This window comes from Bradyrhizobium algeriense (genome assembly GCF_036924595.1).
GTDB classification, from domain to species: domain Bacteria; phylum Pseudomonadota; class Alphaproteobacteria; order Rhizobiales; family Xanthobacteraceae; genus Bradyrhizobium; species Bradyrhizobium algeriense.
The window spans coordinates 5,949,610-5,967,840 of sequence record NZ_JAZHRV010000001.1 but is presented as its reverse complement, the minus strand read 5'-3'; the positions used below and the strand labels follow the sequence as shown (position 1 = coordinate 5,967,840).

The 18,231-nt window shown below is 62.8% G+C and carries 19 protein-coding genes and 1 pseudogene; 11 read left to right on the top strand and 9 right to left on the bottom strand.

What is annotated here, in order from left to right; genetic code table 11:
- The first annotated feature begins 63 nt into the window (after positions 1–63).
- The 3 genes from V1286_RS28845 (at position 64) to V1286_RS28835 (ending at position 3,624) form a co-directional block, all read left to right on the top strand.
- A complete protein-coding gene (locus V1286_RS28845) occupies positions 64–1,050 on the top strand; it encodes a glycoside hydrolase family 26 protein (RefSeq protein WP_334485364.1) in 987 nt (328 codons plus the stop codon).
- 262 nt (positions 1,051–1,312) lie between these two features.
- Complete coding sequence (locus V1286_RS28840) at positions 1,313–2,314, top strand: glycosyltransferase family 2 protein (protein WP_334489975.1); 1,002 nt, start codon at positions 1,313–1,315, stop codon at positions 2,312–2,314.
- On the top strand, positions 2,311–3,624 hold the full coding sequence (locus V1286_RS28835) for an O-antigen ligase family protein (protein WP_334485362.1): 1,314 nt from the start codon (positions 2,311–2,313) through the stop codon (positions 3,622–3,624). The genes V1286_RS28840 and V1286_RS28835 overlap by 4 nt, the downstream gene beginning before the upstream one ends.
- Positions 3,625–3,627: 3 nt before the next feature.
- On the opposite strand, the gene V1286_RS28830 is transcribed toward V1286_RS28835, so the two are convergent.
- Entirely contained in the window at positions 3,628–4,719 is a 1,092-nt protein-coding gene (locus tag V1286_RS28830; RefSeq protein ID WP_334485360.1) for a glycosyltransferase family protein, read from the bottom strand.
- A 224-nt stretch (positions 4,720–4,943) separates the two neighbouring features.
- On the opposite strand from V1286_RS28830, the gene V1286_RS28825 reads away from it, so the two are divergent.
- The 3 genes from V1286_RS28825 (at position 4,944) to V1286_RS28815 (ending at position 7,453) form a co-directional block, all read left to right on the top strand.
- Positions 4,944–5,876, top strand: a complete 933-nt coding sequence (locus V1286_RS28825) for a cupin-like domain-containing protein (RefSeq protein WP_334485358.1) — start codon at positions 4,944–4,946, stop codon at positions 5,874–5,876.
- 12 nt (positions 5,877–5,888) lie between these two features.
- On the top strand, positions 5,889–7,079 hold the full coding sequence (locus V1286_RS28820) for a GNAT family N-acetyltransferase (RefSeq protein ID WP_334485356.1): 1,191 nt from the start codon (positions 5,889–5,891) through the stop codon (positions 7,077–7,079).
- Positions 7,080–7,258: 179 nt separating this feature from the next.
- Positions 7,259–7,453, top strand: coding sequence for a hypothetical protein (locus tag V1286_RS28815; RefSeq protein ID WP_334485354.1), 195 nt, complete (start codon positions 7,259–7,261; stop codon positions 7,451–7,453).
- A 108-nt stretch (positions 7,454–7,561) separates the two neighbouring features.
- Here V1286_RS28815 and V1286_RS28810 read toward each other — a convergent pair whose 3' ends face one another.
- The 4 genes and pseudogenes from V1286_RS28810 to V1286_RS28795 form a co-directional block, all read right to left on the bottom strand.
- Positions 7,562–8,509 carry a DUF5996 family protein gene (locus V1286_RS28810; protein WP_334485352.1) on the bottom strand — a complete coding sequence of 316 codons (948 nt, stop codon included), beginning with the start codon at positions 8,507–8,509 and terminating at the stop codon, positions 7,562–7,564.
- A 271-nt stretch (positions 8,510–8,780) separates the two neighbouring features.
- Positions 8,781–9,380 carry an NAD(P)H:quinone oxidoreductase gene (gene wrbA / locus V1286_RS28805; RefSeq protein WP_334485350.1) on the bottom strand — a complete coding sequence of 200 codons (600 nt, stop codon included), beginning with the start codon at positions 9,378–9,380 and terminating at the stop codon, positions 8,781–8,783.
- Between the two features lie 144 nt (positions 9,381–9,524).
- A pseudogene (locus V1286_RS28800) lies at positions 9,525–10,224 on the bottom strand (pirin family protein).
- Between the two features lie 73 nt (positions 10,225–10,297).
- Positions 10,298–11,050 (bottom strand): SDR family NAD(P)-dependent oxidoreductase, encoded by a 753-nt coding sequence (locus V1286_RS28795; protein ID WP_334485348.1) that lies wholly within the window; start codon positions 11,048–11,050, stop codon positions 10,298–10,300.
- Between the two features lie 116 nt (positions 11,051–11,166).
- On the opposite strand from V1286_RS28795, the gene V1286_RS28790 reads away from it, so the two are divergent.
- From V1286_RS28790 to V1286_RS28780, 3 genes are all read left to right on the top strand, one after another.
- Positions 11,167–12,087, top strand: a complete 921-nt coding sequence (locus tag V1286_RS28790; RefSeq protein WP_334485346.1) for a LysR family transcriptional regulator — start codon at positions 11,167–11,169, stop codon at positions 12,085–12,087.
- A 173-nt stretch (positions 12,088–12,260) separates the two neighbouring features.
- Entirely contained in the window at positions 12,261–13,250 is a 990-nt protein-coding gene (locus V1286_RS28785) for a tripartite tricarboxylate transporter substrate binding protein (RefSeq protein ID WP_334485344.1), read from the top strand.
- A 125-nt stretch (positions 13,251–13,375) separates the two neighbouring features.
- Positions 13,376–13,747, top strand: coding sequence for a hypothetical protein (locus V1286_RS28780; protein ID WP_334485342.1), 372 nt, complete (start codon positions 13,376–13,378; stop codon positions 13,745–13,747).
- Here V1286_RS28780 and V1286_RS28775 read toward each other — a convergent pair.
- The 4 genes from V1286_RS28775 to V1286_RS28760 form a co-directional block, all read right to left on the bottom strand.
- Positions 13,744–14,229 (bottom strand): YbaK/EbsC family protein, encoded by a 486-nt coding sequence (locus V1286_RS28775; protein WP_334485340.1) that lies wholly within the window; start codon positions 14,227–14,229, stop codon positions 13,744–13,746. The two genes, V1286_RS28780 and V1286_RS28775, sit on opposite strands and share 4 nt — an antisense overlap.
- A gap of 1 nt (position 14,230) precedes the next feature.
- The gene (locus tag V1286_RS28770; protein ID WP_334485338.1) at positions 14,231–14,977 is read right to left on the bottom strand and encodes a haloacid dehalogenase type II; all 747 of its coding nucleotides are present in this window, start codon (positions 14,975–14,977) and stop codon (positions 14,231–14,233) included.
- A 377-nt stretch (positions 14,978–15,354) separates the two neighbouring features.
- A complete protein-coding gene (locus V1286_RS28765) occupies positions 15,355–15,831 on the bottom strand; it encodes a DUF302 domain-containing protein (RefSeq protein ID WP_334485336.1) in 477 nt (158 codons plus the stop codon).
- A gap of 249 nt (positions 15,832–16,080) precedes the next feature.
- Positions 16,081–16,965: an amidohydrolase family protein gene (locus V1286_RS28760; protein ID WP_334485334.1), complete on the bottom strand. Its 885-nt coding sequence runs from the start codon at positions 16,963–16,965 to the stop codon at positions 16,081–16,083.
- Between the two features lie 106 nt (positions 16,966–17,071).
- Here V1286_RS28760 and V1286_RS28755 point away from each other — a divergent pair, with 106 nt between their 5' ends.
- Both V1286_RS28755 and V1286_RS28750 read left to right on the top strand, forming a co-directional pair.
- Entirely contained in the window at positions 17,072–17,548 is a 477-nt protein-coding gene (locus tag V1286_RS28755) for a MaoC family dehydratase (protein WP_334485332.1), read from the top strand.
- A gap of 14 nt (positions 17,549–17,562) precedes the next feature.
- Positions 17,563–18,012 (top strand): MaoC family dehydratase, encoded by a 450-nt coding sequence (locus tag V1286_RS28750; RefSeq protein WP_108519918.1) that lies wholly within the window; start codon positions 17,563–17,565, stop codon positions 18,010–18,012.
- Positions 18,013–18,231: the final 219 nt, after the last annotated feature.

The following is an 18,231-nucleotide window of genomic DNA, read 5'->3' as shown; positions in this document are numbered from 1 at the left end:
CTCACTGTCGCGACGGCGTCTTGCTGTCGGCCGCCTTTGCCAGAGAGCACGCAAGGACAGCCGATGTTTCGAACTGATCCGAGGCGGCGCAAGGGGCACAGCGTGAAGCGGCTGGTGCTGTTTCTGGCGGCCTTTGTGCTGACCGTGCTGCTTTTGGCTCATGTCGACAGCAACGCCGCCTCGCGCACTGTTTCCACCCCGTCGAAATTCGCGGGGGCCTTCGTCAATTGGGGTCCGATAGGTCGCGAGCATACGCTACAGGCGTGGGAAAAATGGCTGAAGCAGAAGCCGTCCTCGGTGCTCGGCGTCGACTTCTATGGCGGGACGACCTGGGAGGACTCTTCCAAATTGAGCTGGGTTCCGGGCATATGGAAGAAGCTCAATCCCGCGCGCAATGTGGTCTGGTCGATCCCGCTGACGATGAAGGGGACGCCTCTCGCCGACGTGGCCGATGGGCTTCACGATGCCGAATTCGAGGCTGCCGCCCGGGCGATTTCGGAAGCGCATCCGCAGGCGGTCATTCGGCTCGGCTGGGAGATGAATCTGGCTGAAATGGCGTGGTTCGCCAAAGGCCATGAAGCCGATTACATCAAGGCGTTCCGCCGCGTCGTGGAAATCTTCAGGCGTCACTCCACCGGCTTCAAGTTCGACTGGTGTCCGGGGTGGGGGCCGCAGGAGATGGCGGCGGACGCGAGCTATCCCGGCGATGACGTCGTCGATTACATCGGTCTCGACGTCTACGATTTCAAGCAGGCGGGCACGCCCGAGGAGCGCTGGAACACCTTCTACGTCAAGGCGCCATTCGGCCTGGAATGGCACCGCGATTTTGCGCGCAAGCACGGCAAGCCGATGAGCTACCCTGAATGGGGCGTGGGTAATGCCGGCGACAACCCGTTCTTCATTCAGCAGATGCACGACTGGTTCATGAAGAACGAAGGCAGCATTGCCTACGCCGCCTACTTCGACGTCAACGGTGCGTGGCCTACCCAGATCGACAACGGCCAGTTTCCAAATTCGCAGCGGCTATTCCGAAAGTTGTTTAGTCGCTGATTTGCGGCGAGCGTTCGTTCAGCGCGGATTAACCCCGTCCATTAACCGTCGTCGAAGTTCGCTGCTTCACGTTTCGGCATCGGACCGAATATTGCACCGCTGCCCGCGTTACGTTCGGAACGGCCGGATCAACCCCGGAACGAACGTCTTTATCGAGACGGTACTGTCCCGCGATTACGCCGGCCATCCCGTTTCGGGACGATGAGACAGATTCGTGAACGACGTGAACGTCATGGCACAGCCTTCGACCAGCGATCTCCAGATGGACGGGCTTGATCCGTCGGTCAGGGCTTTGCGCGCGCTGGTGGCGGCTTCGCCGGCGCTCGATCCCGCAACCGAAACCGTCGTCTGCATCCCCTGTTTCCGCCGGCCGCAGTACCTGCGCCGGACGCTGGAGTCGCTTGCCGCGCAGCGCACCCACCGTCGCTTCGCCGTCGTCATGGTGGAGAACGATGCCTCGAAGAGCGAGAGCGTTCCGGTTGCGGCCGAGTACCTCGCATCGGGGAAATTCGCAGGCGTGTGCGTGATCGAGCCGCGGCAGGGCAATTGCCATGCGATCAACGCCGCCTTCGAGACGGCGCTGCAGATGTTCCCGGCGGCAACCAGTTTCCTGATGATCGACGATGACGAAATCGCGTCGCCGGACTGGCTGGAGCAGATGGTCAGGACTGCCGGTGCGACCGGCGCCGACATCGTCGGCGGACCGGTATTCCCCGAATTCGAGGACGAACGGAAGCGCGGGTTGCAGCGCCACCCGGCTTTTGCGCCGGCCTATGAGGCCTCAGGCCCGGTGCCGGTGATCTATGGCTGCGGCAATTGCCTGATCCGGCGTTCGGTGTTCACGCGGCTCGGCATGCCGGCATTCGACCTTCGTTTCAATTTTCTGGGTGGCGGCGATACCGATTTCTTCTACCGCTGCATGAGGCTCGGTTTGCGCTTTCACTGGGTGGCTGAAGCCGTGATCAGCGAGACCGTGCCGCAAAGCCGCACCAGCCTGAGATGGCTGGTGACGCGCGGCCTGCGGATCGGCGCAATCAATTATCACGTTCAGCGCAAGGCGACGCCTACGATCTGGCTGCGGGCGAAGTTGACCGCCAAATTGCTGGCGGCCTTGCCGCTTTCGCTTGTTTATGCCGTGTGCGCCATCCTGACCGAGCGTGAGCGGACCATTGCCATGCATCCCGTGACGGTGGCGATCGGCAGCGCGCTGGCGGCGTTCGGCCTCGAACCGCAGCCCTACAAGGCCTCGAAGATCGTCTCATGAGTGAGCTCGTCGACGCATCCGAAATCCGCAGCCTGGCCGCCGGGATAGAGCGGCAGCAGGTGATGGACATCGTCCGCGGCGCGACATTCATTGGAACGCTGCTGCTGGGCTGGATATCGCTGCATCCATTCGTCAGTCTCGGCGATCTGCAGATCGGCGACGTCGGCACCGGAAACGAGCTGGCGACCTATGCGGTGTTCGGCGCCCTGAGCGTGCTGACCGTTGCATTGGCATTGCGAAACGACGCGCGGGGCCTGGCGACGCTGTTGTCGCCGGCGTTTGTCCTGTTCGGCGCCTGGCTAATGGTGACCGTCGTGTTGTCGCTCGATCCGACAACGTCGATCAAGCGCCTTTCCCTGACAATCTGCGTCGTCGCGGTGACCGCCGCGCTGATGCTGCTGCCGAAGTCGCAGCAGGAATTGATGCACTGGTTCACGATCGCGGCGCTCGCATTGCTGGCGATCTGCTATCTCGGAATATTGCTGGCCCCCGATCTTTCGATTCACCTGGCGACCGATCCGCAGGAGCCTGGCCTCGCCGGCAACTGGCGCGGCGCGTTCGGCCACAAGAACCAGGCCGCGTCCATCATGGTGGTGGTGCTGTTTCTCGGCGTCTACGTCCTCCGCTCCGGCCTGTGGCTATCCGGTGCCGCCATCATCGCGCTCGCCTCGCTGTTTCTGCTGTATTCGGCCGGAAAGAGCTCGCTGACCCTGTGCTTTGTGGTGCTGCTGCTGACGTCGACAATCCATTTCATCCGCGCGCTCTGGCTTCGCGCGATCGTCTTGCTCACGCCGCTGGTATTGCTGAACCTGCTTAGCATCGGCGCGGTGATGTCTGAGGGCCTCGCCGGGATTTCCAGGTTGCTGCCGTTCGATTCGACATTTACCGGCCGCACCGACATCTGGGCGTTTGCATTGCAGTCGCTCCATGCGCGGCTGCTCACCGGCTATGGCTTTGCGTCCTTCTGGGGCAGCAGCGCCATTCAAAATCTGCCGGAAGGCAAGGAGTGGGCTGGCTTTGCCGCGCACAGCCACAATGGCTATCTCGACACTGCGCTGGGCACGGGCCTGCCCGGGCTCGCCTTGCTCATCCTGGTGCTGGTGATCCTTCCTTTAAGGAATTTTCAGCGGGCGGATGAGGGCGGCAACAACGGTCCGCTCGCCATGATGCTGCTGCGGATCTGGCTGTTCGGGCTCTATCTGTCGGCGATGGAAAGCTTCTTCCTCGACCGTTCCGAGCCCTCGTGGTTCACGTTCCTGTTGGCGGTATTCGGCCTGCACTATCTCGCGCGGTTCCGGGCGAAAGCCTGAGGTTCAGAGCTGCGCCCGCACCGCTTCGGCGATATCCTTCCACCAGCCGTCGAAATCGAACGGCCAGTGTACCGGCGGCCGTTTGACCACCGAGGCGATCCGGTCGGCATAGGTCTCGTTATCAGCGCCGCGCGCGACCAGCACGATGGCGCCACGCGCGATCAATTCCTTGAAGCGCGGATGGTGGTCGAATTCCTCCGGCAGCGCGGGACCTGCGACGATCAGTGGACGGCCGGACTGCACGCAGGTGAGAATGCTGGAGCGTCGCGCCGTGAGCCCCTCATCGAGCGGATAGCAGAATGCGTCGATCTCGCTGAACAGGCCGAACACCTTGTGATCGGAGGCGACGAAGCCGGAGACGATCACATCGTCGGCGAGGCCAAGTTCTCTGGCGCGAGCATGAAACTCCTGCTCGACCTTGTCGACGCCGCGAATGAAGGAGCCGATGTAGACGATCAGCGGCTTGAGCCCGCGCTGCTTCAGGATCGCGCCGATCTCGAGCAGCGCATTGGGCTGCTTGCCCGGATAGATCGATCCAAAGTGACCAATCAGCAGCCGTCCGTCGCGCTTCGCGGCGATGAGGCGGTGCCGCAATTTCGAATCTTCAATTCCCACAGGGACTTCGATGTTCGGCGGCAGCGGCGCCAGCACGCTCTTTCTGGCGGTCCAGCCGAGCAGGGGATCACTGGCCAGTTCGCGCTGTACCAGCGGCGAGAACATGACGATGGTGTCGGCAAGCAGTAGCGCCGGCATGTAGGTGATCCGGCGCAGCCAATGCAGCCCGGTCCATTCGTGCTGGATCAGGACGACCTTGCGCCGGCGCAGCCGGGCAATCGCCATTGCCAGAAGCGGCGTGAACATCACGCGCTTCCAGGCCACGATCGGGAAGTTGCAGACCACGCTTTGCGTCGCGCCGACCGCGCGCCAGATCTCGGCAAGCGAGCCTTCACTGCGCGTTAGCGTTAATGTCGCGCTCGTGCCGGGCTCGAGCTTTTCGATCGTCTCCTGCAACAGGCGGGTGAACTGGCCGACGCCGCAATGCATCTGCGGCCCTGCGCCGAGAAACAGCGCCCGATATCGGGTTTCTCCAGTCATCGTGCGGCGGGTTTCCAGGAGCGGTCGGCGTTAGCCATACATCCCAGACATTAGCTTCCGGTAAGCGGCAGCGTCCGTCCGGCACCGTTCTTGCCAATTCGACCATGAAGAGCGTCCGGCCGTCTCATTACGGGACATCGGGCGGTGACGGCAATGGCGGCAGGGCGCGATTTCGGGACAGCCGGAATACGGCGCAGGCAACGGAAGTCAGCAGGAGCGCGGCGATGACGGGCAAGATCTTCAGCAGATGGGATGAGACCCATTCCGAGCTTTGGAGCCACCAGCCGATCCGGCTCGAACACGAGATGCACAAGTCGCCGGCGTTCTCGATGGACGAACTCGCGCAGCTGATCGAGAGCTATCCGCGCGAGCATTACAGTCTGGTCAAGACGGGCGCCAGGGGATCCAGCCGCGTGTGGCGCGAGGGCGATATCGGCAACCTCTCCGGCCGGCAGGTCATCGAAGCGATTTCCCGGGGCGGGCTCTGGCTCAACATGCGCGATGTCGGCGCGGTCGATAGCCGTTACCGCAAGCTGGTCGACCGGATGTTCGAGGAGATCGCGGCCAAGGTTCCGGGGTTCGTGGTTCCGAACCACCAGGCCGGCATTCTGATCTCCTCGCCGGACGCGCAGGTCTATTATCATGCCGATCTGCCGGGGCAGGGGCTGATCCAGATCGCCGGTCGCAAGCGGGTCTATGTCTATCCAAACACCGCGCCCTTCATCAAGCCGCAACACCTCGAGGACATCGCACTGTTCGACGTCGAGGTCGACCTGCCTTACGCGCCCTGGTACGACGCCCATGCGCAGGTGTTTGATCTCGAACCCGGTCAGATGCTGAACTGGCCGCTGAACGCGCCGCACCGCGTCGAGAATCTCGGCACCGTCAATATCTCCATGACGGTATCCTACGGCAACGACGAGATCCGCCGCGCCCAGATCGTCCATCTCGCCAACGGCTTGCTGCGTCATCGCTTCGGCTATACGCCGAAGACCAGCAATCTGCGCGGGCCGTCGTTCTTCGCCAAGAAGGTGCTGCAAAAACTCGTGCGCGACGGCAAGTGGGTCAAGCGCGAGCGCAAGGCCCGTCGCGCGATCGATTTCCGCCTCGACGCCACTGAGCCCGGCAAGATCGTCGATCTGCCGAAGGCGGCATAGATCGCAACGCCGATGACGGTGCTGACGACCAGTGCGGGGCAATTGGCGGCGCGGCCGAAAAGCCGTGCGGCCGGATTCCGCGTCGAATTGCTGCGCAACTGGCAACAGGCCCTCGCGCGCTGGCACGACATCAGCCCGTCGACGCCGTTCCAGCATCCGCAGTGGTATGACGCGTGGTACGCCGCTTTCGACGGTACCGAGGGCGTGGCGCCTTTGATCGCTGTTGTCACCGATGCATCGACCCATGAGCCGGCGATGCTGCTGCCGCTGATCCGCCGCCGACAAGACAAGATCACAACGGTCGAATTCGCCGATCTCAATCTGACCGACTACAACGCGCCGATCTTGGGCAGCGCCGCGCCGCGTGATGCCAAAGCGATGCGCGCGCTGTGGCGCAGCCTGCTGTCGGCGCTGCGCCGCATGCCTGAGGCGGCCGATCTCATCCGCCTTCGCAAGGTGCCCATCGATCTCGATGGCAGGCCCAATCCGCTCGCCTTGCTCGATACCGGCGGTCCGTGCTTGCTCAACGGCAATCTCGTCACCACCGGCGAGGATTACGACGCCTGGCGCTACACGCTGCAAAAAGCCGTGCGCACAGAGCTGCAACGGAGCTGGCGCGTCTTCACGCGCGATCCCGCCGCTTCCTTTGCGATCGTCACCGATACCAGTGAAGCGCTGCGGATTCTCGCGACCACCGAGGTTCAGCAAGGCGCGCGGATGAAGAGCCTCGGGCGGAACTACGTCCTCGATGACGAGACCTGCGCGGAGTTCTACCGCAACCTGGTGCGCGATGGTGTCGGCAATGGTTATGCGCTGGTCTCGGTGCTCACGGCCGCCGGCGACGAGATCGTGGCGACGTTGGTCGGCATCAGGACCGGCTCACGCTACGTGATGGTCCGCATCAGCAACGCCGGCGAGAAATGGTCGAACTGTTCGCCGGGCCGGCTGATCATCGAGCGCACCATGGCTGCCCTTCACAAGGACGGCGTGCGCGAGTTCGACTTCTCCGTCGGCAATTACGCCTACAAGCGCCGCTTCGGCGTGACGCCCCTGTCCTTGATCGACATTAGCGCCGCCTTGAGCTGGCGCGGATGGCCCTCCGCACAGCGCGACCATATGGTGCGCGCAGTGCGTAACTATCCGCGGCTCGACGCCTGGCTGAGACGCGCGCGCGGTAAGCCGCTGTCACGCGAAGAGAATTGACGCGCTGGAACAGCGCGGCCACGGTTGTGCAAATATGCCACACATATCAGGATTATGTGGACGTTCTGCCTGTGTTCGCGAGAGTTCATGATCGCCTGCACGCCAGAGGCGTATGATTCGCTTCGGGTCAGGGATTACTGGTGAATGCCTTCTTGGGTGTCTTCTTGGGGAGAGCCGACATGCCAGCCTATATCCATCATCACGACGATACCGAACCCGCCTTTGTCATCTGTCCGAGCTGCGTCGGAATTCCGATGTATGTGCGTGACGTCGAGCCGCATTGGAGCATGGCGAAGATCGACTTCACCTATGAGTGCGCCGACTGCGGCGCCCAGGTTCGCCAGACCATTGTGAAGCCGGAATCGCGGCACTAGGTGACGGATCCGTACAGGGTGGGCAAAGGCGCGTTTGCGCCGTGCCCACCATGTTTTCCGCAAGCCGAAGATGGTGGGCACGCTGCGCTTTGCCCACCCTGCGCAGCATCAAACCTGCCGCACCACGCCCGGCTTGCCCGGATCGCATTCCAGCGCGTCGCGATCCCACTTCGCTGCGATCGCTGCGGCCTGATAGGTGCTTTGCAGGAAATCGAGCAGCGCCTTGTCAGGATCGGCCGCCGTTCGCACCGCGTCGTAGGGCAGAATGAATTCGCCGAGCGCTTCGCTGAAGAACGCCGCGTCCGGCCGCGCCTTCGCCGCGCGGAAGCCTGATGGCTCGGGATAGGCATAGGAATAGAACGCGGGATAATCGATCGCGCCGCCGCCTGGCCAGAAGCCGGCGCTGCTCACTTCATGCGAATAGGCTTCGTGGGCGACCGCATCGGGCAAATGCGGCACGCCGCCGGGATGGCGCGGCGCGCGACGGCCCGAGAAGCGCGTCACCGCGAGATCGAAACTGCCCCAGAAGAAATGCACCGGGCTTGCCTTGCCGAGAAAGCCGGTGCGGAATTGCTTGAAGACGCGGTCGCAGTTGACGAGGATTTGCAGGAAGCGCCCGACGGCATCGGGATCGTAGGAGGCGTGCGCGGTGTCTTCGGAGAATTTTATCGGATCGGGCAATTCGTTCGGCATCTCGTCGATCGCAACGGCAATGCCGAGTTCGGCAAGCGCCGCCATGACGGCGGCGTAGAAGCTGGCGACGGAGTGATCCGGCAGCGCAAGGTGCCGCTGCGTGCCGTCGCTGGTCGAGATGCGCAAGCGATGGTCGATGAAATCGAAATCGATCTGGAACGTTCGCGCGCCGTCGGGCATCGGGGACGTCGTCAATCCGCGCGCCGTGACGTAGAGCGTCACATGCCAGGAATGATTGAGCCAGGGCGATTTGGTCAGCCGGATCTTGCCGACGATCTGAGTCCAGAGCTGCAGCGTCGCACAGGTGTCGCGCCACGCCGCGATCGGCAGTTCCGGCCACGGGGTCTGCGAACTACTGCTCATGCCAGAACCTTGTGCGTGCCTGCCCCGGAACGCGTAGCACGAATCCGCGGGGCCTTAAAACCGGCGGCTCACGATTTCGTGCATTCCGGGCAGCGCCGCTGTCCGCGCGAGGCGCGGTAGAGGCTACTGCACCACCAGCGTCGCGCCATGGCCTGCAGCGGCCGGCGCGCCAGTTGAGCGATAAAGAGAAATTCGACCATCATTGTTTCAGTCGTCCCATAGGGGACGAGATAGGGCGGCATTCCCGAATGAGAATGCCGCCCACGTCGCATCAGCCATGCAGTTTGCTGGCGGTCTCCGCGATCACGCGTCCTTGATAACGCGCGCCGGCGAGTTCGTTTTCGCTCGGCTGGCGGCTGCCGTCGCCGCCGGTGATCGTGGTGGCGCCATAGGGCGCGCCGCCGGTGACTTCGTCGAGCTTCATCTGGCCGGCAAATCCATAGTTCAGGCCGACGATGGTCATGCCGAAGTGCAGCAGATTGGCGATGATCGAGAACAGTGTGGTTTCCTGTCCGCCGTGCTGGGTCGCCGTTGAAGTAAAGGCGCCGCCGACCTTGCCGTGCAGTGCGCCCTTGGCCCAGAGGCCGCCGGCCTGGTCGAGGAAGTTCGCCATCTGCGACGCCATCCGGCCAAAGCGCGTGCCGGTGCCGATAACGATCGCGTCGTAATTGGCGAGATCCTCGATCTTGGCTATGGGGGCAGCCTGATCGAGCTTGTAATACGACGCCTTGGCGACCGCTTCGGGCACCAGCTCCGGCACGCGCTTGATGTCGACGGTGGCGCCGGCCTTGCGCGCGCCTTCGGCTACGGCATTCGCCATCGCCTCGATGTGACCGTAGGCGGAATAATAGAGCACGAGTACTTTGGCCATGATGGCTTTCCTTTGGGTTGTACGGGGGACGTGTTGATTATTGAGGTGTCGTTGCCGGGCTTGACCCGGCAATCCATCAATCTTCACAAGGACTCTTCCGAAGAGGATGGATGCCCGGGTCAAGCCCGGGCATGACGAGCAGCGCTAAGCCGCGTCGACCAGCACCAGTTCGGAATCTTCCAGCGCGGTAATCGTCAGCTTCGCCTCGTTGCGGATCGCGGCGCCGTCACGAGCATTGACGCGCACGCCGTTGACTTCGACGCTGCCGGCCGCCGGCACCAGATAGAGGTGACGCGCCTTGTGCGGTTCGTATTCCGCACTCTCGCCGGCCTTCAGCGTGGTGGCGAGCACCCGCGCATCGGCCCGGATCGGCAGCGCGTCCTTGTCGCCTTCAATGCCGCTGGCGATGGTGACGAGCTTGCCGGAGCGATCCGACTTCGGAAACGGTTTTGCGCCCCAGGTCGGCTGGCCGCCCCGGCGTCGTCGGCTCGATCCAGATCTGGAAGATCTTCGTCTTCGAAGGTTCCAGGTTGTATTCGGAATGACGAATGCCGCTTCCGGCGCTCATCACCTGCACGTCGCCGGCTTCAGTGCGGCCCTTGTTGCCGAGCGAGTCCTGGTGCGTGATCGCGCCTTCGCGGACATAGGTGATGATTTCCATGTTGGCGTGGGGATGGGCGGGAAAGCCGGTGTTCGGCGCGATCTCGTCATCGTTCCACACCCGCAAGGAGCCGTGGCCCATATTATCAGGGTCGTAGTGGCTGCCGAACGAGAAGTGATGTTTTGCCTTCAGCCAGCCGTGGTCGGCGCTGCCGAGTTTTGCAAATGGTCTGAGTTCGATCATGGGATATTCCTTCGTTGAAAGTTTTTTGAATTAGGAGGCCGGGCGGCATGCGCCCGGCCTCGCTGGATTTGAGTTACGCGCCGAAGCCGCCGTCGACGTTGAGCACTGTGCCGGTCACGAACGAGGCTTCGGGACTCGCGAGGAACAGCACGCCGGCGGCGATTTCTTCCGGCTTGCCAAAACGCTGCAGCGCGTGCTGCTTGCGCTGGAGGTCGGCGAAGTCGCGGTCGTCATCCGGGTTCATGTCGGTGTCGATCGAGCCCGGCTGCAGCACGTTGACCGTGATGCCGCGGGGACCGAGGTCGCGCGCTGCGCCCTTGGTGTAGCCGACGACGGCAGCCTTGGTGGCGGCGTAATCGGCGAGGCCGGGGAACGAGGTGCGGGTCGCGATATCGGAGCCGATCGTGACGATGCGGCCGCCTTTGCCCATCAGCTTCGCCGCCGCGCGGATCGCGGTGATGACGCCATCGACATTCACGGCGCTCTGCCGGGCCAATGCCGCTGTGTCGGCGTTGGGATCGTCGACCGCGCCGCCAACGGCAACACCGGCATTGTTGACGAGGATGTCGAGCCGGCCGAAATCCTTGGCGACGTTCTTCACCAGTTGGTCGACATCGACGGAGGAGGCCTGGTCGGCCTTGTAGGCGCGGGCGTTGACGCCCTTGGCCTTTAGTTCGGCGACGACGGCTTCTGCCTTGTCGGGGGATGCCACGTAGCTGATCGCAACGTTTGCGCCTTCTGCGGCGAGGGCGCGGGCAGAAGCCGCGCCGATGCCGCGCGAACCGCCGGTGACGAGGGCTACCTTGCCTGAGAGCTTCTTGGTCATGGGATTTCTCCGTTGCTTGAATTCTGATGGCCATTGGATATGCCGCCCGGCGTGGTATAGAAATAGAAACTATTGAAACTCATTGTTTCCAAAAATGAGCATTGGAGACGATCCGAATGTCAAAGCTCCCGGATTTCGAAGCGCTCGCGATTTTCGCAAAAGTCGTGGAGTTACGGTCGTTTGCGTCGGCCGCCACCGAACTGGCGCTGTCCAAGGCCACGGTGTCCAAGGCGGTCAGCCGGCTCGAGCAGCGGCTCGGCGCGCGGCTGTTCAACCGCACCTCGCGGCGGCTGGCGCTGACCGATGCCGGGCAAAAGCTGGCCGAGCGCGCGGCACGCCTGCTCGCCGATGGCGAGGACGCCGAGAACGAGGCGTTGTCGCAATCGATGGCGCCGCGCGGGCTGGTGCGGCTCGCGGTGCCGATGACGTTCGGGGTCAAAGCCGTGGCGCCGATCTTGCCGGAATTTCTCGCAGCCTTCCCGGAAGTCTCGATCGATCTTCATCTGAGCGACGCAACGGTAGATCTGATCGGCGAGGGGTTCGATGCCGGCCTGCGCATCGCGCGACTGCCGGATTCTTCCCTGATCGCGCGGCGGCTCTGCGCGATGCCGCGCTACACAGTGGCGGCGCCGTCATACTTGAAGCGCCACAGCAGGCCAACGCATCCGATGCATCTCGCTGAGCATAAATGCTTCGGCTACGCCTATCTCTCCACACCCGGCGTCTGGCACTACACCAACGCATCAGGCGAGCAGGCCAGCGTCCGGCCCGCGGGCCAGCTCCGCGTCAACAATGGCGAGGCACTGTTGCCGTCGGTTATCGCAGGCCTCGGCATCGCCGACCTGCCGGACTTCATCGTCGGCGACGCGATTGCGTCGGGTGAAGTCGAAGTGATCCTGAAAGGCTGGCACCAGCCGGAAGGCGCGGTGCATCTGGTAACCCCGCCCGGCGGCCCGCGGCCTGCGCGCGTCGAAGTGCTGGCGGATTTCCTGGCCAAGCATTTTGCGAAGGCGAAGAAGCGAGGAAAGACTTCGTAGGGTGGGCAAAGCGAAGCGTGCCCACCGCTGATACGAACGGTCTGAAATTCGTTGAACGCACACAATGAGCACGAAGGCCCGAAGGATGGTGGGCACGCTGCGCTTTGCCCACCCTACTATTTGAGGCTAGGCTGCACCAATAACCAAAACAAAATCACCGGGGAGAAACCACCATGAACCGCCGCGAACTCCTGAAGGCCGCCGCTGCTCTGCCGCTGGCACAAGCCGCGCTCTCCAACGCCGCCTTCGCGCAAGCCCCTTACCCCTCGCGCAACGTCACCATGATCGTGCCGTTTCCGCCCGGCGGCCAGGCCGATCTGGCGGCGCGACCGATCGCGCAGGCGCTGGAGCGGATCCTCGGCAAGCCCGTGATCGTCGACAACCGCGCCGGCGGTGGTGGCGGGTCGGTCGGCAATGCGGCGGCGGCGCGCGCCGAGCCCGATGGCCACACGCTGCTGATGACGCTGTCCTCGCTGGCCGTGCTGCCGGAAGCCGACCGGCTGTTCGATCGGCCGGTGGCGTACGAAGTCTCGCAGTTCGCGCCGATCGCGCGCGTGCTCGCCGATCCCACGTTGCTCGCCGTGCCGGCCTCGGCGCCGTGGAAGACGCTGCAGGATTTTGTCGACGACGCCAAAAAACGTCCCGGGCAGATTCCATATGGCTCGTCCGGTCCGTACGGCACGCTGCATGTGGCGATGGAAATGTTCGCGGCGAGTGCCGGCATCAAGCTGCTGCACGTGCCGTTCCGCGGCGCAGGCCCCGCGCTGGCCGCGCTGTTGGGCGGCACCGTGCAGGCGATGGCGTCAGCGCCGGGCACGCTGAAGCAGCAGGTCGATGACGGCAAGATGCGCGTGCTCGCCAACTGGGGCGCCGAGCGCGTCAAGAGTTTCCCCGACCTGCCGACTTTTCGCGAACTCGGTTACAAGGATGTCGAGTTCTACATCTGGGCTGGATTGTTCGCGCAAGTAGCCTTGCCGGCGCCGATCATGACACGGCTGCGCGAAGCGATGGCGCAAGCGGCGAAGGCGCCGGAGGTGGTGAAGACCTTCGAGACCGCCGGCAGCCCGGTCGCCTATCTGGACGCGCCGGAATTTGCAAAGTTCGTCGCGGAAGACAGCGCGCGGCTGGTCGCGGCGGTGAAGAAGATTGGCAAGGTGGAGTAGGGAACCTGCTTCACATTTTTTTGTTCACACTAACGTGGCGTGGCCGCATTCATTCGACAGGCTGAACGCCGCCGCCGCGCGGAGTTCCGCGCCAACTTGAAAATCGAAGAGAAAGGACCTGATCCATGCAAACGCAGCGGATTGTCCTCGGCCTCGCTATCGCGATCGGCGGAACAGGCGTGATCGCTCCCGCGTCGTCGCAGGAATACCGCGGAACCTGGGAACAGCAGATGGCCTGCACGCCCGACGTCTGGCGGCTCTGCGGCGACCAGATCCCGGATGTCAGCCGGATCGTGGCCTGCTTGCGGCAGAACACGCCGCAGCTCTCCAGCAATTGCCGCGCGGTCTTCGAATCGCAGGCCGATGCGCAGCATCCGCCGGCGCCACGCGGACTGCAGCAAAACGCGCCACGTGCCCGTGCCCCGCAGCCGGGGCAGCCGCAGGCAGTACGGCCGCGGCCGATGCAGCCTCCGCCCTATTATGAGGAAGACAATTAGGTCACAGCTTCGCGCTCGGCCCTGAGTTCGCAGACGTCGACCCATTCAGCCGCCGTCAGTTCGGCCATGCGTGCGGGCGTAATCCGCACCGCGCTATGGGTCGAGCCCGCTGCCGGCACCACGACGTCGAACGCCTTCAGCGACACGTCGCAATAGACCGGCAGCGGTGTCTTCAATCCGAACGGGCAGACGCCGCCGACTTCATGGCCGGTGATTTCGGCGACTTCCTCAAGGCCGAGCATCTTCGGCTTTCCCCCGAACAGCGCCTTCACCTTCTTGTTGTCCATCCGCGACGTGCCGGCGGCTACGATCAGCACCACGCGGTCGCCGACGCGCAAGCTCAGCGTCTTTGCGATCCGCGCCGGCTCGACGCCGTAAGCTTCGGCGGCCAGCGCGACGGTGGCGGAACTCATGCTGGATTCGATCACGGAGATATCGGACGCCTTCTCGGCGAAGAAGGCGCGGACGGACTCAAGACTCATTTCAGGACCTTTGGGCAGACACCAGGGCGGGGAGCTCGGCGAGGCCGTGGATGCGGTGATCGGGCACGACGCCGAGTTCATCCATCTGGGTACGCAACGCCCAAAACATCGTCAATGGCGGCAGCGTCTCGCTTTCGAGGCAGGCCAGCGCCATCGCTTCCGGCGTCACCCGCTCGATCCAGGCGACGTTGAGCCCGAACGCCTTGGCGCCGCAGGCGTCCCAGGGATTGGCTGAGATGAACAGCACCTCGGCGGGCGGCACGTGCAGCACCTCCTCGATCAGCATGTAGGCTTCGGGACTGGGCTTGAAAATCTTTTTGGCGTCCACGCTGATCACCGCATCGAGCACGCGGTCGAGCCCGCTGTTGCGCACCAGCGCGTCCAGCATATCGGGACTGCCGTTGGACAGGATCGCGAGCTTGCGGTCCTTCATCGCCGAAAGTGCCACGAGCGCATCCGGATAGAGATCGAGATGCAGATATTTGTCGATGATGCGCGCGAAAGTGTCGTCGTCATGTTGCAGCCCGAGGCTACCAAGCGTGTAGGCCAGCGAGTCGCGCGTCACTTCGGAGAAATCCCGGTATTGCCGCATCAGCGAGCGCAGCCAGGTGTATTCGAGCTGCTTGATGCGCCAGACCTGGGTGATGATTTCGCCGTAGCCGGGAAACGCGTCCTCGGTGACGTCAGCCACCGACTGGACGTCGTAAAGCGTGCCATAGGCGTCGAACACAACGGCTTTGATGGTCATGAGCACACTTCAAATGTGGGGACGGGTTTATTCGAGTGTAGCACGCCGGACGATGGCGCAGATACCCGTTATGCAAGCGATCGGATGTCGACGAGCAGCCGGCACGATGCAAGCGCCACATCCAGCGTGTCCGGCGGAGGGCCGGGGATAAGGCGGGGCGCACGCATTTGCCGTGGGCAGACTCAACGCACGTGCCGCGCGCGTCAGCGCGCTCAAGCTGCCGTCCGCCTGCGGCGGAGCCAGCACGGTCCGCACCAGCGCAAGGTAACGCGGTCAGTACGCCAGGTTCCGGTACACACTGGCAATCAGGATCGGTGTCCTCGCCGAATTTCCTTCAGCTCTTGGATGAGCCGCGGCAAGGCCCGATACCTCAATACTCATTGCGTGGCCTGGTCGCTGGCATCTGCAAGGAATTTTTCAAGCATCTTGGCTGCGTCATCTGGCACATTGAGGCCGTGACGGGGAAAAATTTGCTTCGCACCGTACTCGCTCGAGTTATAAGTCAGCCAGACCTTGTCCTGGTCGTCCTGCCAAACCAGCGCTTTCATCGGGAGGTCGATCGCGAGCGTCGCGCCCTTCATCATCGGCGGCGTTCCAGCCTTCGGATTACCGAAGATGACGACCGTTCGCGGCCGCATTTCCAACCCGGCTTCCTTTGCCGCGGAGGCGTGATCGATCCGGCCGAAGATCATCCATCCGCCTGGAGTTTTCGACTTGATGGCTGCTTCGAACTTTTCGATGGTTTCCTGAACTGTGTGTTTGCTCTGCTTCGTGACCAGGCCGCTGTCGGCGAACGCTTGTGACGACGACATCGCGACCAATATTCCTGCAACTATCGTGTTTCGTGAGAGCATGTCGATGATCCTCCGCGGGCGTGGCCGATCCGGACTGCACGCGCACCGTATCGATCGCCGTGCGACAACGCACACTGATAATCAGTTGATGGGTTGTCGGCGGCAATAAATACATCGTGAGCTGCCAACCCGCCACTCGGGCCAATGGCGCATCCTCGGCGACGGCGGCGATCGGCTGGATGTCGCAGGGCGTGCCGCCGGCACCGAACACGATGGCCTCTAGCTCAAAAGCTCGAGACGGACGTCGCTTTATATACCCAAAATCTTCCTTGCGTTGGCCTTCAGCACCTTCGGCCTGATTTCCTCCCGGATGTCGAGCTTGGCGAAATCCGCCAGCCAGCGGTCCGGCGTAATCACCGGCCAGTCCGAGCCGAACAGCATCTTGTCCTGCAAAATGGAGTTGATGTAGCGCACCAGAATCGGCGGAAAATATTTCGGCGACCAGCCGGAGAGGTCGATATAGACGTTCGGCTTGTGGGTCGCGACCGACAGCGCCTCTTCCTGCCAGGGGAAGGAAGGATGCGCGAGGATGATCTTGAGGTCGGGGAAATCCGCCGCCACATCGTCCATATACATCGGGTTGGAATATTTTAAGCGCATTCCCATGCCGCCGGGCATGCCCGAGCCGACGCCGGTCTGCCCGGTGTGGAACAGCGCGATCGCGCCGCCGTCATTGATCGCCTCGTACAGCGGATAGGCCATGCGGTCGTTGGCATAGAAGCCCTGCATGGTCGGGTGGAATTTGAAGCCGCGGACGCCGTATTGCTCCATCAGCTTCCTCGCCTCGCGCACACCAAGCTTGCCCTTGTGCGGATCGATCGAGACGAAGGGGATCAGGACATCGAGATTATCGGACGCGACTTCCAGCATCTCGTAATTGTTGTAACGGCGGAAACCGGTCTCGCGCTCGGCGTCGACCGGGAAGATCACGGCCGCGATGTTCTTGGAGCGGTAATAGGCCGCGGTCTCCGGCACGGTCGGCGGATGCTTGTGCGGCGACTTGAAATAGTCCGCCATGCGCTCCTGGAAATCGTCGTAGCCGTCGTCGCCGTGCATGCCGCAGGGCTCTTCCGCGTGGGTGTGGATGTCGATCGCGACGACTTTCTCGATATCGGGCAGTTTGAGCTTGGGCATCTGGGTTTCCCGCCGGCTTGATTTTTGGGTCTGGAAAATTGATTATACTATATAACGAATTCCGCAAGGCGGCAGAAACAAAAGCCGGAAAATAAGGGAGCGCAAGATGTCCCAGGCCGAGGCCTTCGAGACCGATTTCTGGAAAGACGCCAATTTGCGAAAGGTCTGGGACGACATCGTCCCGGGCGAGCCGCGCAAGACCATTCCCTACACGCTGACCAAGGAAGCCATCGAGCTCTACTGCAAATCCGTCGGCGAGGATCACCCGATCTATTTCGACGAGGCCTATGCCAGGACCACCCGCTATGGCGGGCTGATCGCGCCGCCCTCGATCCATATCCTCCTGATGTTCTCCTGCACGCCGGCCGACGACTGGATGCGCTCGCCCGGCACCGTCAATGCCGGGCAGTCCTGGAGCTACAACATTCCGGCGCGGCCCAATGACGTCATCACCTTGCAGGCCCGCGCCCTCGACAAGTTCATCAAGCGCGAGCGGCTGTTCGTGGTGCACGACAACGTGTTCTTCAACCAGAAGGGCGATGTAATCTGTTCCGGCCGAGGCTGGACGATTCGGCCGATGTGAGAGGGGAGCGATCAATGACTGCTACGTTCGACAATCTCTCCGCCGGCGACGTCATCGACGGCCCGAAATTCGCGGTCTCACGCGAATCGATCCGCCTGTTCTGTGATGCTTCGCTCGACTACAACCCGCTGCATCTCGATGACGACTACATGAAGGGCAATTTCGGCAAGACCAATTTCGGCGGCATCATCATGCACGGCATGAACAATTTCGGGCTGATCTCCCGAATGCTCACCGATTGGGCCTGCCCCGCCGGCGCGGTCCACCGGCGGTTGGAGACGCGGTGGGTCAAGCCGGTCCGGCCCGGCGATACCATCCAGCCCACGGGGATCATCAAGGCCAAGCAGACGACTGAAAAATCCCGCTGGGTTTTGATCGACGTGGTGGTGAAGAACCAGGCCGGCGAAAAGGTCGCCACCGGCGAGGCCCTGGTCGAATTCCCGCGCGATCTGTTTTGCCAGTGATTCCGAAGAGTTCTACGGACAAGTATCAACCCACCCGGCGTTAGGGCCGGAACGGGACAGATGGGCCCGAAAACGGGCCCATTCGGATTGACATCCGGTCCCGCCATGGCTTAGAAACCGCCCCGTCCCGGGCGGTTGGCCGCTTTCGGGATAAATCCCATTTTGCCACTTTCGGGTAGCTCAGGTTCGGCCTTCAACACGGCCTTTCAAAGCATCAGG

Excerpts from the sequence above, each read along its gene's own strand:
- V1286_RS28820 (WP_334485356.1), top strand. The coding sequence starts at position 5,889 with ATGACGGTGCTGACGACCAGTGCGGGGCAATTGGCGGCGCGGCCGAAA.
- V1286_RS28770 (WP_334485338.1), bottom strand. The coding sequence starts at position 14,977 with ATGACCATCAAAGCCGTTGTGTTCGACGCCTATGGCACGCTTTACGAC.
- V1286_RS28835 (WP_334485362.1), top strand. The coding sequence starts at position 2,311 with ATGAGTGAGCTCGTCGACGCATCCGAAATCCGCAGCCTGGCCGCCGGG.
- V1286_RS28815 (WP_334485354.1), top strand. The coding sequence starts at position 7,259 with ATGCCAGCCTATATCCATCATCACGACGATACCGAACCCGCCTTTGTC.
- V1286_RS28795 (WP_334485348.1), bottom strand. The coding sequence starts at position 11,050 with ATGACCAAGAAGCTCTCAGGCAAGGTAGCCCTCGTCACCGGCGGTTCG.
- V1286_RS28775 (WP_334485340.1), bottom strand. The coding sequence starts at position 14,229 with ATGAGTCTTGAGTCCGTCCGCGCCTTCTTCGCCGAGAAGGCGTCCGAT.
- V1286_RS28840 (WP_334489975.1), top strand. The coding sequence starts at position 1,313 with ATGGACGGGCTTGATCCGTCGGTCAGGGCTTTGCGCGCGCTGGTGGCG.
- wrbA (WP_334485350.1), bottom strand. The coding sequence starts at position 9,380 with ATGGCCAAAGTACTCGTGCTCTATTATTCCGCCTACGGTCACATCGAG.
- V1286_RS28780 (WP_334485342.1), top strand. The coding sequence starts at position 13,376 with ATGCAAACGCAGCGGATTGTCCTCGGCCTCGCTATCGCGATCGGCGGA.
- V1286_RS28755 (WP_334485332.1), top strand. The coding sequence starts at position 17,072 with ATGTCCCAGGCCGAGGCCTTCGAGACCGATTTCTGGAAAGACGCCAAT.
- V1286_RS28790 (WP_334485346.1), top strand. The coding sequence starts at position 11,167 with ATGTCAAAGCTCCCGGATTTCGAAGCGCTCGCGATTTTCGCAAAAGTC.
- V1286_RS28765 (WP_334485336.1), bottom strand. The coding sequence starts at position 15,831 with ATGCTCTCACGAAACACGATAGTTGCAGGAATATTGGTCGCGATGTCG.
- V1286_RS28750 (WP_108519918.1), top strand. The coding sequence starts at position 17,563 with ATGACTGCTACGTTCGACAATCTCTCCGCCGGCGACGTCATCGACGGC.
- V1286_RS28830 (WP_334485360.1), bottom strand. The coding sequence starts at position 4,719 with ATGACTGGAGAAACCCGATATCGGGCGCTGTTTCTCGGCGCAGGGCCG.
- V1286_RS28845 (WP_334485364.1), top strand. The coding sequence starts at position 64 with ATGTTTCGAACTGATCCGAGGCGGCGCAAGGGGCACAGCGTGAAGCGG.
- V1286_RS28760 (WP_334485334.1), bottom strand. The coding sequence starts at position 16,965 with ATGCCCAAGCTCAAACTGCCCGATATCGAGAAAGTCGTCGCGATCGAC.
- V1286_RS28810 (WP_334485352.1), bottom strand. The coding sequence starts at position 8,509 with ATGAGCAGTAGTTCGCAGACCCCGTGGCCGGAACTGCCGATCGCGGCG.
- V1286_RS28785 (WP_334485344.1), top strand. The coding sequence starts at position 12,261 with ATGAACCGCCGCGAACTCCTGAAGGCCGCCGCTGCTCTGCCGCTGGCA.
- V1286_RS28825 (WP_334485358.1), top strand. The coding sequence starts at position 4,944 with ATGACGGGCAAGATCTTCAGCAGATGGGATGAGACCCATTCCGAGCTT.